At 45.0% G+C, this 12,599-nt stretch carries 14 protein-coding genes; 12 read left to right on the top strand and 2 right to left on the bottom strand.

Annotated elements, in window-relative coordinates:
• Nucleotides 1–48: 48 nt before the first annotated feature.
• The gene (locus P5V12_RS13665) at nucleotides 49–645 is read right to left on the bottom strand and encodes a Crp/Fnr family transcriptional regulator (RefSeq protein ID WP_316953643.1); all 597 of its coding nucleotides are present in this window, start codon (nucleotides 643–645) and stop codon (nucleotides 49–51) included.
• 70 nt (nucleotides 646–715) lie between these two features.
• Here P5V12_RS13665 and P5V12_RS13660 point away from each other — a divergent pair, with 70 nt between their 5' ends.
• On the top strand, nucleotides 716–964 hold the full coding sequence (locus P5V12_RS13660) for a succinate dehydrogenase assembly factor 2 (RefSeq protein WP_316953642.1): 249 nt from the start codon (nucleotides 716–718) through the stop codon (nucleotides 962–964).
• A gap of 5 nt (nucleotides 965–969) precedes the next feature.
• On the top strand, nucleotides 970–1,401 hold the full coding sequence (locus tag P5V12_RS13655) for a protein YgfX (RefSeq protein ID WP_316953641.1): 432 nt from the start codon (nucleotides 970–972) through the stop codon (nucleotides 1,399–1,401).
• 12 nt (nucleotides 1,402–1,413) lie between these two features.
• Here the strand turns inward: P5V12_RS13655 and nadB are convergent, their stop codons facing one another.
• Nucleotides 1,414–3,051: an L-aspartate oxidase gene (gene nadB, locus P5V12_RS13650; RefSeq protein WP_316953640.1), complete on the bottom strand. Its 1,638-nt coding sequence runs from the start codon at nucleotides 3,049–3,051 to the stop codon at nucleotides 1,414–1,416.
• 282 nt (nucleotides 3,052–3,333) lie between these two features.
• Here nadB and rpoE point away from each other — a divergent pair, with 282 nt between their 5' ends.
• From rpoE to era, 10 genes are all read left to right on the top strand, one after another.
• A complete protein-coding gene (rpoE, locus tag P5V12_RS13645) occupies nucleotides 3,334–3,921 on the top strand; it encodes an RNA polymerase sigma factor RpoE (RefSeq protein WP_316953639.1) in 588 nt (195 codons plus the stop codon).
• Between the two features lie 158 nt (nucleotides 3,922–4,079).
• Nucleotides 4,080–4,736: a sigma-E factor negative regulatory protein gene (locus P5V12_RS13640; RefSeq protein WP_316953638.1), complete on the top strand. Its 657-nt coding sequence runs from the start codon at nucleotides 4,080–4,082 to the stop codon at nucleotides 4,734–4,736.
• Between the two features lie 16 nt (nucleotides 4,737–4,752).
• Nucleotides 4,753–5,727 carry a MucB/RseB C-terminal domain-containing protein gene (locus P5V12_RS13635; protein WP_316953637.1) on the top strand — a complete coding sequence of 325 codons (975 nt, stop codon included), beginning with the start codon at nucleotides 4,753–4,755 and terminating at the stop codon, nucleotides 5,725–5,727.
• Nucleotides 5,727–6,170 carry a SoxR reducing system RseC family protein gene (locus P5V12_RS13630; RefSeq protein ID WP_316953636.1) on the top strand — a complete coding sequence of 148 codons (444 nt, stop codon included), beginning with the start codon at nucleotides 5,727–5,729 and terminating at the stop codon, nucleotides 6,168–6,170. Before P5V12_RS13635 ends, P5V12_RS13630 begins: the two co-directional genes overlap by 1 nt.
• Nucleotides 6,171–6,246: 76 nt before the next feature.
• Nucleotides 6,247–7,638, top strand: coding sequence for a Do family serine endopeptidase (locus P5V12_RS13625; protein ID WP_410483341.1), 1,392 nt, complete (start codon nucleotides 6,247–6,249; stop codon nucleotides 7,636–7,638).
• A gap of 214 nt (nucleotides 7,639–7,852) precedes the next feature.
• Complete coding sequence (gene lepA, locus P5V12_RS13620; protein ID WP_316953634.1) at nucleotides 7,853–9,652, top strand: translation elongation factor 4; 1,800 nt, start codon at nucleotides 7,853–7,855, stop codon at nucleotides 9,650–9,652.
• Nucleotides 9,653–9,692: 40 nt separating this feature from the next.
• Nucleotides 9,693–10,568, top strand: coding sequence for a signal peptidase I (gene lepB / locus P5V12_RS13615; protein ID WP_316953633.1), 876 nt, complete (start codon nucleotides 9,693–9,695; stop codon nucleotides 10,566–10,568).
• Nucleotides 10,569–10,596: 28 nt separating this feature from the next.
• Nucleotides 10,597–11,010 carry a DUF4845 domain-containing protein gene (locus P5V12_RS13610; RefSeq protein WP_316953632.1) on the top strand — a complete coding sequence of 138 codons (414 nt, stop codon included), beginning with the start codon at nucleotides 10,597–10,599 and terminating at the stop codon, nucleotides 11,008–11,010.
• Nucleotides 11,000–11,668 carry a ribonuclease III gene (gene rnc, locus P5V12_RS13605; protein ID WP_316953631.1) on the top strand — a complete coding sequence of 223 codons (669 nt, stop codon included), beginning with the start codon at nucleotides 11,000–11,002 and terminating at the stop codon, nucleotides 11,666–11,668. Before P5V12_RS13610 ends, rnc begins: the two co-directional genes overlap by 11 nt.
• Nucleotides 11,669–11,689: 21 nt before the next feature.
• A complete protein-coding gene (gene era, locus P5V12_RS13600) occupies nucleotides 11,690–12,598 on the top strand; it encodes a GTPase Era (protein ID WP_316953630.1) in 909 nt (302 codons plus the stop codon).
• Nucleotide 12,599 lies beyond the last annotated feature (1 nt).

The following is a 12,599-nucleotide window of genomic DNA, read 5'->3' as shown; positions in this document are numbered from 1 at the left end:
CCTGTAAATGACGAGAGAGATTGTCCTCAAATAGCTTTGGGAGTGGCATTAACCTGGGTTAATTAGTCCCATTGATTTTCGTATGCGAGAGAGGGCTACTTCAGTAATGCCAATATATGATGCAATATGATAGTTCGGGATAATATTCTCAATGTGGGCGAAGTCTTCTAGGAATTTTGTATAGCGTTCTTCGGCAGTCAGCAGGAGAAAATCGGCCTCGCGTATTTCTTTTTTTATGGCAAGTTGTTCAAGAGAGTAAAGATGAAACTGATTCCACTCTGGAAAGCGGTTCGATAAGATTTTGAGCGTTTTGTATGTCAGGGAGAGACACTCCATATCTTGAAGACATTGGGTGCTATAGGTGCAGGGGATGCTATTGGCTGATGAGGAAATGCTGCCCAGTATTTGACCTGTTGTTGAGAATGACTTATTAAATTCTTTACCTTCTTGGGTCAGGTAGTAATATCTGGCCAATCCCTTAAGAATGAAATATACGTGATCAACGGTTTCGCCAGCCTTAAAAATGTGCTCGTTTGCCGTGTAGTTTATTAGCTGGAATTCTTGTGCCGCGGCAAGCCATGCTTGGTCGCTAAATTGAACAATTTTACTTAGATTGTGTTTGAGCGTTTGAATTTGTTTGTTCATTCGTGAGTATGTTGCTTCAGGGTGGTCGGCCATCCTGTATAATGCCTGAAAAATATGTTTAGAGGTTACTGTGGATATTAATCGATTACGGTGGGCGTGTCGTCGTGGAATGCTGGAAGTGGATTTGGTTCTGCTCCCTTTTCTTGAGAACGAATATGCTTCATTGCCTGATGCTCAGAAAGTATTGTTTGAACGCCTGCTTGAATGTGAAGACCAAGATCTATTTTCCTGGTTTTTGAAGAAGTCTGATCCTGAGGATCCAGAAATTAAAGAGATTGTTGCCATAGTTAACAGTAAAACCGGGCTTAAAGTTGAGTAGTGGGTTTGAGTCATTTTCCTCCTCTTGAGATTCATCTACGTACCTCTGAAAAGCTTTTTTATATTTATATCGGCGTTTTTATTGTCGCCGCCAGCTTGATCGCTGCTGTGCCTGCAGTATGGGTGGCCAAGCTGATTGCAGCTTTGCTCTTTGTGTTGAGTGGTATATGGGTTGTTAGGCAGCTTCGCATGCTGAGTTCAATTCATACCATTTGGTTAAAAGAGGGAAAGTTGGCGCTTGAGTTAAATGGACATAAGCATGACGCCCAGATAGTTGGTGATATATTGAATTCGCGCTATCTGATCGTCATACCAGTGAAGATTCTCGGAGATAAACAACGACGCCTGTCGTTAATTGTATTTCCAGAGTGTATTGGGCACGATTTGCATCGTCAGCTACGTGCCCGAATTCAATGTGGTGACCTCGAAATAGATTAGTTCCACTGGAGGTTAATCATTGGCTATGTGTACCACGATATCCTGAGCAGCGTAATTCATCGGCACCAGGATGGTATTTTGCGCAACGTCAGAGGTTTCGGGGTAATCCAGAGAGTAATGCAATCCGCGGCTCTCTTTACGTTGCGTAGCTGAACGAATAATCAGTTCTGCTACCATCGCCAGGTTTCGTAGCTCAATTAGGTCGTTGCCGACGATATGGTGTGAGTAATAATCGTTTATCTCCCGTTGCAATAGCTTGATTCGGTGCGTTGCCCGTTCCAGGCGTTTTTGGGTTCGAACGATACCCACGTAGTCCCACATAAAGCGGCGTAATTCATCCCAGTTATGGGAAATGACTACGTCTTCGTCAGAATCTGTTACGCGGGATTCATCCCAGGGTTGGAGGACCGGCATGGATATGCTATCCAGTCTTTTTTCGATATTTTGTGCGGCTGATTTCGCATAGACAATGCATTCCAGCAGTGAATTGCTGGCCATTCGGTTAGCACCGTGTAGCCCGGTAAAGGTTGTTTCGCCAACAGCATAAAGGTTTCTTAGATCTGTTTCGCCATTGTGGTTTACCACAACACCGCCGCAGGTGTAATGGGCTGCTGGCACAACTGGAATGGCTTCTTTGGTGATATCAATTCCAAAGTCGAGACAGGTGTTGTAGACCGTGGGGAAGTGAGAACGAATAAAGTCTTCGGGTTTATGGCTAATATCCAAATACACGCAGTCGCTTCCCAATCGTTTCATTTCGTGGTCGATTGCTCGGGCAACAATGTCTCTGGGGGCTAATTCTTTTAATGGATGGAAGCGCTCCATAAAGGGTGTGCCGTCCGGCAACCTGAGAATGGCGCCTTCGCCACGCAGTGCTTCAGTAATTAGAAATGTTTTTGCTTTTGGGTGGTATAAGCAGGTTGGGTGGAATTGGTTAAATTCCATATTGCCGACCCGGCAGCCTGCCCGCCATGCCATTGCGATACCATCACCGGATGCGCCGTCCGGGTTGCTGGTATAAAGGTAAACTTTACTGGCTCCGCCCGTGGCCAACACTACTGTTTTGGCTGCAAAGGCTTCAACTGTATCTGTGATGCGGTTGTATACATATGCACCAACACAGCGGTACTTTGAATTGCCGGGCTCAGGTTGTTTTATCAGGTCAACGGCAATGTGGTGCTCAAAAATGGTAACACCCTTGGCGGCTCGTGCTTGTGCCGAGAGCGTTGTCTGAATTGCTTTGCCGGTTGCGTCAGCGCTGTGAATAACCCGTCGATGGCTGTGTCCCCCCTCGCGGGTCAGGTGTAAATCGCCTGATTCTGCTGTTCGGGTGAAATCCACGCCGAGGTTAAGTAACCATTCAATTGCTGCTTTACTATTACGTACTGTGTATTCCACAGTTTCTTTCACGCATAATCCTGCCCCGGCCTTGAGAGTGTCCGATACGTGGGATTCAATACTGTCTTTATCGTCGAGTACCGCGGCTATCCCTCCTTGGGCATACCAGGTTGAGCCTTCTTTCAACTCGCTTTTACTGAGGACTGCTACTTTGCTGGTTTTTGACAAATTGAGTGCAAGGGTGAGTCCAGCGGCACCGCTGCCAATAATCAGGACGTCAAATTCTTTACTAGTAGTACGGGGGGTCGACATAGGTTGTTTGATACCAAGAGTTATCTTTTACCGGGCAAGCCATTGAGATTGACGGATTTGCCTCTATTTAAGAGGTGCTAGTATACAAGTATTTGTCGAAATTGATCATATCTCCTTGCAGGCTGTCTGTGTTTAAAAGTAGGGCGGTTGGGAACTTTTGGTTACGGCATTAGTCTTTTAAGCCTATAAAATATTGAAGCCATCAATGGCTCAACCTATATTGATAACGTTTGACTATTTTGTCACCGCATCCTTTTGAGGTATGCAGTTGGGGAGTAATGAATGACAGCGCAGTCTGCGCAGGTAACAGATAAGCAGCTTGTTGAACGAGTGCAAAAAGGTGATAAGCGGGCGTTTGACTTGTTGGTTCTCAAATATCAGCACAAAATTTTATCTATTATTAGCCGGTATGTGAAAGATTCTGGAGAGATTCACGACGTAGCGCAGGAGGCATTTGTCAAAGCGTACCGCGCAATCGGTAGTTTCCGGGGCGAGTCCGCGTTTTACACTTGGATTTATCGTATCGCCATTAATACAGCAAAAAACTATCTGGTTTCTCGTGGGCGTCGTCCACCGTCAAGTGATGTAGAAATTGAGGATGCTGAATACTATTCTGGCGGCGATCAACTTAAAGATGTGTCTTCTCCTGAAAACCAAATGATGCGTGATCAGATGGAAGAGGTTGTGCATAAAGCGATCAGGGAGCTACCAGAAGATCTCAGAACAGCTGTGACTTTGCGAGAAATGGAAGGCTTAAGTTATGAAGAGATTGCCGAGGTAATGTCTTGCCCGGTGGGTACTGTGCGCTCACGGATTTTTCGGGCTAGAGAGGCAATTGATAAGCATTTATCGCCACTTATAAACGGGTAGCCAGTATTTGGCTATTTTTTTTAAAAACTGTGAAACAAATTGAAAAAACACCTGTCAGAACTATCGAAGTCCAGCAGCTCTGACGAAAAAATGGCGCAACTGCCTGGCAGCAACAATAATAACTTTATTATCGGTACGGCTAAGAAGTAGGTTTATATATGACAGATTCAGTAGATACAGCGTTGAAAGAATCCATCTCAGCAATGGTCGATGGAGAAGCCAGTGAGCTTGATCTTCAGCGTGTATTGAAACAGGCTTCAAACGAAGCTGTTCGCCAAGCTTTTCGTCGCTATCATTTGCAGGAGGCAGCTCGTTTGGGGGCTGTTGAAGACGTTCATCTGATTGATATTTCTGAAAGTGTACGTGAAGCGATTGAGAATGAATCTGTTCCCCTGGTTGCTAAACCCGGTTTTTATAAGCGATATGTTAATAGTCTTGGTAAGGTTGCTGTTGCCGCGACGGTTGCTTTCGGTTTTATTCTTGGTGTTCAGCAGTTTAATAATGGCGGAACCAATAGCGGTACTGACCTGCAAGCGTCAAACCAGTACATTCCACCAGCAGGTTATGAAATGCCTGCGCTGAATGCTCGAACTGTCAGCAGTGTTGTCGGTGGCGGTGATATTCATACGCAAAATCTTTCCGCTTTCGATGTTCATGGTGCCGAATCCCGGCCTGTGAATATGACTACGGACCCTGCGTTACGAGAGTATTTGAATCGACTGTTTCTCAAGCACTCAGAACAATCTTCTAAGGTTAATGGAATTACGGTGATGCCTCTGGGGCGTTCATCGCGTTTAACTGAAATCGAGGAATAGGCGCTTAGGTCGAGTTGTGTCAAAACATATAAAGCAGAGTATATTCGTTTTTCTCAGTTTCATTTCGTTTGAGGCATTGGCGCAGGGAGGAGCTCAAGAGCTTCCTAGCATTCCGCATCTGTTGTCAAAACTGGCTCAGTCATCTGAAGCTATCTATCAGGGTACTTTGACTTACGAAAGTCAGGGTGCCATTAGCAGTGTTAATGTCAGTCGTGTTCAAAAAGACGGTCGTATTTACGAAAATGTCGAGAGGCTTGACGGCCCGCAACGGCACCACCTGTTTGCAGGCGAGTTCCTTGACTGTATGTCTCCAGGAAACTTTTTGATTCGAGGTGGCGTGTTTAAAAATCGCGCCGGTGATCAGTACCATTTAAGTAAAAACTATGAGCTTGTGGTTCGTGGACGAGATCGTGTTGCCGGCAGAATAGCGACAGTGATTCAGTTTCTTCCCAAAGATGATTTTCGTTTTGCTCTGACAATGGTTATTGATGAGGATACAGGGGTATTGTTGAAATCACTGGTATCTGAAGCTGGTAATAAAGTGCTTGAGCGTTTTCAGTTTGTCACCATTGATTTTGCTGATACTCAACCTGAGCATAATGCCAACAAGCCATTGTGTAAGACCCTCGATGGCGAGCTGCAGGCAGAGGACAATAAGCACGCCCCTTGGCGTCCTACATGGTTACCAAATGGTTTTGTCCTGGCCAGTGAAAGCTATTCGGAAAATGATGGTTTCATGCAAACCTATACAGATGGTTTGGCTTCGTTTTCTCTGTTTTTAAAATCCCCTCCTGGAATACAGGATGTTACTGGTAATACGCACATCGGCGAAGGTGCTGCGCAATTGGGCGCGTCACTGGCATTTATGAGTGTTCAGTCAATTGGTCAGGATAGAGTTCACCTGACTGTTGTTGGTGAAGTACCTCCGGTAACAGCAAAAAAAGTTATCCAGTCCGTCTCCGGTAATCCTTTAATCCCTTCTGAAAGCTGATGTTAACTGAAATAGGGCGAATTGTTGCTGTTGAGAGTGACGGCTTGTGGGTTGAAACAACCAAGCAGTCTGCTTGCGCGCAATGCAATGCAAGTAAAGGTTGTGGTCAAAAACTACTTGCCTCAGTTGCTCAAAACATGGCGCATATAAAAGCCGAATTTGACGAAAATAACCTATCGCAACAAAGTCGAATCTGGACTGTGGGTGCCGAAGTGACGATTGGTATTCAAGAGGGTGCCGTTGTAAAAGGCGCGATGATTACCTATTTAATTCCTTTGTTGTTGATGTTGTTTTTTGGGGGAATTTCATCGAGGTTGGCGTTGTCTGACGTGTATGTGGCTGCCTTTTCTTTTTCTGGTTTGCTACTTGGAGGTTGGTTAGTGTCGAGATTTTCCCGACAAGTTGCTAAATCCGCAGATGCACGAGTTATCGTTGTGTCCTAACCTTGAATATAGATAAAAAATTCATATGTATTTGATCAGATCCTTTCTGAGCAAAGTTGGAGAGTTATGAATGATTTTGCGTAATATACTTTATTTAAGTCTTGTCATTATTCTGTCAGTACCTGCCGCTCAAGTTTCGGCTAAACCGGTTTCGGGCTTGCCTGACTTTACTCAATTAATCGACCAGACATCACCGGCTGTTGTAAAGATAAGTACGGTTACGCGGGTGAGTAGAAACCCACAAGTGATGCCATACGGGCAGCAAATTCCTGAAATATTTCGCCACCTCCTAGAGCCTCGACAAATGCCGAGGAAAGATATGCACTCAATGGGATCTGGTTTTTTTATTTCTGAGGATGGTTATCTACTGACAAATAATCACGTTGTTGATGGTGCAGATCAGATCTCTGTGCGCTTGGTTGACCGTCGAGAATTTGATGCGGTTGTTGTTGGGGTCGATCCTCGGTCTGACTTGGCCTTATTGAAGGTTGACGAAGAAGGTCTGCCGTTCTTGACGCTTGCAGATTCTGATAAGTTGAAAATTGGTGAATGGGTGGTTGCCATTGGTTCTCCATTTGGTCTTGAGTTCTCGGCCAGTGCAGGTATTGTCAGTGCGATGGGACGCAGTATCCCAACCGAGCAGAATGAAAATTATGTGCCTTTTATCCAGACGGATGTAGCGATTAATCCAGGAAACTCGGGTGGTCCGCTGTTTAATCTTGATGGCGAAGTGGTTGGTGTTAACTCACAGATATACACCAAATCAGGTGGTTCTATCGGTCTTTCGTTCGCTATTCCTTCCAACACAGCCAAAAATGTTATTGCGCAACTTAAAGATAAGGGGCGCGTGGATAGAGGCTGGTTAGGTGTGGTCATTCAGGAAGTAGACCGGGATCTTGCTCAGTCTTTTGGTCTGGATAAACCCGGTGGAGCTCTGGTGGCTCAGCTTGAGCCAGGTGGTCCTGCTGACAACGCTGGTCTTCAGGTAGGTGACATTATTCTCAAGTTTAACGGTACAGCGATTATGGCATCAGGGGATCTTCCTCATGCGGTCGGTTCTACCGCGCCAGGAGACAAAGTCTCAATGCTGATTGTACGCAAGGGGAAGGAAAAGACGCTCAAGGTTGAAGTTGGCACTTTAGCCGGAGATCAGGGGCGGATTGCTTCTTCTGGATCATCTTCATTGGGCGGGCGTCTCGGTGTGGTTGTGGAGAATGTTGACGACAGAATGAAATCGTCATGGAAGATTGATGGTGGTGTTGTTGTTCGCGACGTTTCTACTGACGGACCTGCTGCTAAAGCCGGTGTGGTTCCTGGTGATGTGATTGTTCAGATTGGGTATGAGGACATTGCTGATGTGTCTCAGTACGAGTCAATTGTCAAAGATTTACCGACAGATACTTTGATTCCTATCCGTTTCTTCCGGGAAGGGCGTCCTACATTCAGAACGATCATGCTTGAAAAGTAATGAATCATCACATTTGCCCAAGCTGCGTAGCGCAGATTGGGCAAATACTGTAGACTTGCGCCGTTTTATAGGCTGCCAAAGAACGCTCAATATATCTTGTTGGGTGCGATGAATTCACTCCCGTATAGTCGTTAGCTATCCGGCGTAACGACTCCATATTCCTTCTTCTGCATGCCTATGGTTTTTTGTTTTGGCACAGGTGGACAGTAAACACGTGACAGATCTAAGTCATATCCGTAATTTTTCGATCATTGCACACATTGACCATGGTAAATCGACCCTGGCAGACCGGTTTATTCAGCATTGTGGTGGACTGGATGCAAGAGAGATGGCTGCTCAGGTCCTGGATTCTATGGATATCGAGCGCGAACGTGGTATTACCATTAAAGCGCAGAGTGTGACCTTAAACTATCAAGCGAAAGACGGTAAAACTTACCAATTAAACTTTATTGATACACCCGGCCATGTGGACTTCTCATATGAAGTCTCCCGTTCTCTTGCGGCATGTGAAGGCGCCTTACTAGTGGTTGATGCCGCTCAGGGGGTGGAAGCCCAATCTGTGGCAAACTGTTACACTGCGATTGAGCAAGGGCTGGAAGTGATTCCCGTGCTCAATAAGATGGATCTGCCCCAGGCAGAACCTGAGCGTGTGGCTCAAGAAATTGAAGATATTATCGGTATTGACGCCACGGATGCAGTGCAATGCAGCGCGAAGTCCGGCCTTGGTATTGAGGAAGTGCTGGAAAAACTGGTTGCTGCTGTGCCGCCGCCAGTAGGTGATGTCGACGCACCTTTACAAGCACTGATTATTGATTCCTGGTTTGATAACTACCTGGGTGTTGTTTCCTTGGTTCGTGTTAATCAGGGAACCCTGAAAACTGGTGAAAAGATCATTTCGAAATCCATCGGTAAAGCGCACGTTGTTGATATCGTGGGGGTGTTCACGCCTAAACGATTGGATACACGAGTTCTTAAAGCGGGTGAAGTAGGCTTTGTCGTTGCGGGTATTAAAGATATTCATGGTGCGCCCGTCGGTGACACCATTACCCATATGAAAACGCCGGAAGTTGAGCCTTTACCCGGGTTCCAAAAAGTCAAACCTCAGGTTTATGCCGGGCTTTTCCCCGTCAGCTCGGACGATTACGAGTCCTTTCGTGATGCTCTGGCAAAGCTGACTCTCAATGATGCTTCACTATTCTATGAACCTGAAACTTCCGACGCATTGGGGTTTGGTTTCCGTTGTGGCTTTCTTGGCATGCTGCACATGGAAATTATTCAGGAGCGTCTGGAGCGGGAATATGATCTTGACCTTATAACCACTGCGCCAACTGTGGTGTACGAAGTTGTCACAAAACAGAAAGAAACTATTTACGTAGACAACCCCTCTAAGCTGCCAGAAGTTGGTTTGCTTGACGAAATGCGTGAGCCTATTGTAGAGGCCAATATTTTGGTTCCTCAGGATTACCTTGGTGCTGTTATCACGCTATGTATAGAGAAACGTGGTGTTCAGGTGGATTTGCAGTATCTGGGTACACAGGTTGCGGTGAAGTATGAGTTGCCTATGGCTGAAGTGGTCATGGACTTCTTTGATCGACTCAAGTCTGTAAGTCGGGGTTTTGCTTCTCTTGATTACAGTTTCGTTCGCTTCCAGCAAGCGCCTTTGGTGCGCCTGGACGTGCTGATTAATGCTGAAAAAGTAGACGCACTTGCACTTATCGTTCACCGCGATAATGCACAATACAAAGGCCGGGCGTTAGCTGACAAGATGAAAGAGTTGATTCCACGTCAGATGTTTGATGTGGCTATTCAGGCTGCCATAGGTGGGCAAATCGTTGCTCGAACTACGGTTAAGGCCTTGCGTAAAAATGTGACGGCCAAGTGTTATGGTGGTGACGTCACTCGTAAGAAAAAGCTTTTGGAGAAGCAAAAAGCGGGTAAGCGCAGGATGAAGCAGGTTGGACGAGTGGAAATCCCTCAGGATGCCTTCCTTGCTGTATTAAAGGTCGACTCATAAAAACACATAATATAATACAGGTTGAGATTTATTAAACGTTATGGATATTAATTTACCCCTATGGTTGTTTGTTGCGGTTGTGGTTACGGGCGTTGTATGGCTGTATGACCTTCTCGTATTACGTAAACCCAGATTGTCCGCACTGAAAGATGTTGAACGTCAATTTGATGGTTATTCCTCTGAGCAAAAGAAATCTGACGAAGGTTACCAGAAGGCAACGGAAGCGGCCAACCAGGTGCCTGTTGTGGTGGAATATTCGAAATCTTTCTTCCCTGTATTGCTTCTGGTCTTTGTTTTACGTTCTTTTGTCATTGAACCCTTTCAAATTCCCTCTGAGTCCATGGTACCTACTTTAGAAGTGGGGGACTTTATTGCAGTAAACAAATTTGCTTATGGCATTCGCCTGCCAATTATTCGTACTAAAATATTGGATGTCGATGAGCCTAAACGTGGTGATGTGATGGTGTTTTTCCCTCCTCATGAGCCTCGCTACTTTATAAAACGTGTTATTGGTTTACCTGGTGACACGATTCGTTATGTCGACCATACCTTATATATCAATGGTGAGAAAATTGAAAAGGAATATGTCGAGCAGGTTCATGCTCCTGACATTCGACGACGTAACGATTCTTGTTTTGACAATGGAGCCAGTTATCAGGTCTATGATGAAACCGTTGGTGGTAAAGCGCATAAAATGCGACGCTGCACAATTACCGGGCGTTTTAGTGAATATGGTGAGTGGGTAGTGCCTGAAGGGCATTACTTTATGATGGGCGATAACCGGGATAACAGTTTTGATTCTCGTGGATGGGGCCCTGTGCCGGAAAAAAATATCGTCGGCAAGGCATTTGGTATATGGATGCATTGGGAAAGCTTTTTTAGTATCCCCAGCTTTTCTCGGGTAGGTTCCATATAAATTGGTTAAAAAAAGAGAGTGGCATAATATGCGATTACCTAAGCATCAATACGGTTTAAGTTCGTTAGGTTGGTTGGTTGTCCTTAGCTTGGTTGGCTTTTTTCTATTGTGCACCTTTAGGTTGGGGCCGGCGTATATTGATGACCGAATGATTAAAGGCGTAATTGTCTCTGTTGCAGAAGCCAATCCTGATCTTCACTCCATGTCAAAAATGGAAATAAAATCGGCCATTCAAAAATTTTTAACCATTAACTCGGTCAGAGGTGAAGCCTCAAAAAACATCAAAATTGTAAAAAGAGCTGACCGAACTTTGATAAACAACCGCTATGAAGTGCGAGTCCATCTGTTTGCCAATATTGATGTGGTTATGAACTTCGAACATCAGTTAGACAGTTCAAACGTTGCAGCATGTTGCGAATATTTAATACCAGATGAAGAGTGATCGCCTTGAACGCGCATTGGGATATACGTTTACACAAAAGGATTTACTCAAACTTGCGCTATCTCACCGAAGTGTTGGCCGCCAGAATAATGAACGCCTGGAGTTTCTAGGGGATTCATTACTGGGGCTGATTATCACCGAGTACCTATATAAAAACTTCCCTAATGTCAGAGAAGGTGATTTGACTCGTGTTCGTTCGAGTTTGGTCAAGGGGGATACGCTGGCGAAAATCGCTAAGGAGTTTAGCTTAGGTGAATACCTGTATCTTGGGGAAGGTGAGCTAAAAAGTGGCGGCTTTCGTCGAGCTTCCATCTTAGCTGATACGGTGGAAGCGATAATTGGGGCTATTTATCTAGAGTCTGGAATGGATGTGTGCCGGGACGTGGTATTGAACTGGTATGCAGATAAACTTGCTGCGTTAGATATCGAAAAAGATGGTAAAGATGCGAAGACGTTGTTGCAGGAATATCTGCAAAAACACAAGCGCCCACTCCCACTATATGAGACGGTTTCTATTGCGGGTGAGTCTCACGCGAAAGAATATACGGTAGAGTGTTCAGTTGATCATGTTAAAGAAAAAACCCTGGCTTCCAGTACCAGTAAGCGCAACGCAGAGAAGCTTGCCGCTGAAAAAATGCTTGCACTGATGAATATATAGCGGGAAAACGGAACAAGTCATATGTCTGAAGAGATAAAACGTGCCGGCTATATAGCCATCGTTGGTCGCCCTAATGTGGGCAAGTCCACTTTATTGAATCATCTGATTAAACAGAAAATCAGTATTACTTCCCGAAAGCCACAAACTACGCGTAATAATGTTATGGGCATTAAAACGGAAGGAAATATGCAGATGGTGTTTGTTGATACGCCGGGCATTCATCAGGGAGTGGATAAGGCAATCAATCGATATATGAATAAGACGGCTTCAAGTGCTTTGAAGGATGTCGATGTTGTTATTTTTGTGGTTGATAAAACCCACTGGTTTGCTGAAGACGAGCAAGTTCTGCAGCAGGTTGCTCAGGTGTCTTGTCCTGTCATCGTGGCAGTCAATAAACTGGACCAGATAGAAGATAAAAAATTACTTCTGCCCCACGTAACCAGTTTGTCGGAAAAACTACCCAAGGCAGAAATTGTGCCTTTATCTGCTTTGCATGGGCATAATCTTCAGGAGCTTGAACAGCTAATTGAAAGTTTTATACCTGAGTGTGAGCATTTTTATCCAGAAGACCAAATCACTGATCGAAGTTCACGTTTTCTTGCTAGTGAGATTGTGAGAGAGAAAATTACCCGGCAGTTGGGTGCAGAGCTTCCTTATCAAATAGCGGTAGAAATTGAATCGTTTGAAGAAGAAGAGGGCTTAATCACTATTCATGCCTTGATTCTTGTTGAACGTGATGGCCAAAAGCGCATTATTATTGGGGATAAGGGTGCAAGAATAAAAAGCATTGGTCAGCAAGCCAGATTGGATATGGAAAAACTCTTTGATAATAAAGTCTTTCTTAAGCTGTGGGTAAAGGTTAAGTCGGGATGGTCCGATGATGATCGTGCACTGCGAAGCTTAGGTTATGATGACAAAAGAGAGTTTTAGT

The sequence above is a fragment of the Teredinibacter sp. KSP-S5-2 genome (assembly GCF_032773895.1).
Taxonomy (GTDB): Bacteria; Pseudomonadota; Gammaproteobacteria; order Pseudomonadales; family Cellvibrionaceae.
The sequence above is the reverse complement of the archived record's forward strand: the minus strand, read 5'-3'. Positions and strand labels throughout refer to the sequence as shown.

What these genes read in the sequence shown, in the direction of transcription:
- lepB (WP_316953633.1), top strand. Translation starts at nt 9,693, where the DNA reads ATGGATATTAATTTACCCCTATGGTTGTTTGTTGCGGTTGTGGTTACG.
- rnc (WP_316953631.1), top strand. Translation starts at nt 11,000, where the DNA reads ATGAAGAGTGATCGCCTTGAACGCGCATTGGGATATACGTTTACACAA.
- P5V12_RS13610 (WP_316953632.1), top strand. Translation starts at nt 10,597, where the DNA reads ATGCGATTACCTAAGCATCAATACGGTTTAAGTTCGTTAGGTTGGTTG.
- rpoE (WP_316953639.1), top strand. Translation starts at nt 3,334, where the DNA reads ATGACAGCGCAGTCTGCGCAGGTAACAGATAAGCAGCTTGTTGAACGA.
- nadB (WP_316953640.1), bottom strand. Translation starts at nt 3,051, where the DNA reads ATGTCGACCCCCCGTACTACTAGTAAAGAATTTGACGTCCTGATTATT.
- P5V12_RS13640 (WP_316953638.1), top strand. Translation starts at nt 4,080, where the DNA reads ATGACAGATTCAGTAGATACAGCGTTGAAAGAATCCATCTCAGCAATG.
- P5V12_RS13665 (WP_316953643.1), bottom strand. Translation starts at nt 645, where the DNA reads ATGAACAAACAAATTCAAACGCTCAAACACAATCTAAGTAAAATTGTT.
- P5V12_RS13630 (WP_316953636.1), top strand. Translation starts at nt 5,727, where the DNA reads ATGTTAACTGAAATAGGGCGAATTGTTGCTGTTGAGAGTGACGGCTTG.
- era (WP_316953630.1), top strand. Translation starts at nt 11,690, where the DNA reads ATGTCTGAAGAGATAAAACGTGCCGGCTATATAGCCATCGTTGGTCGC.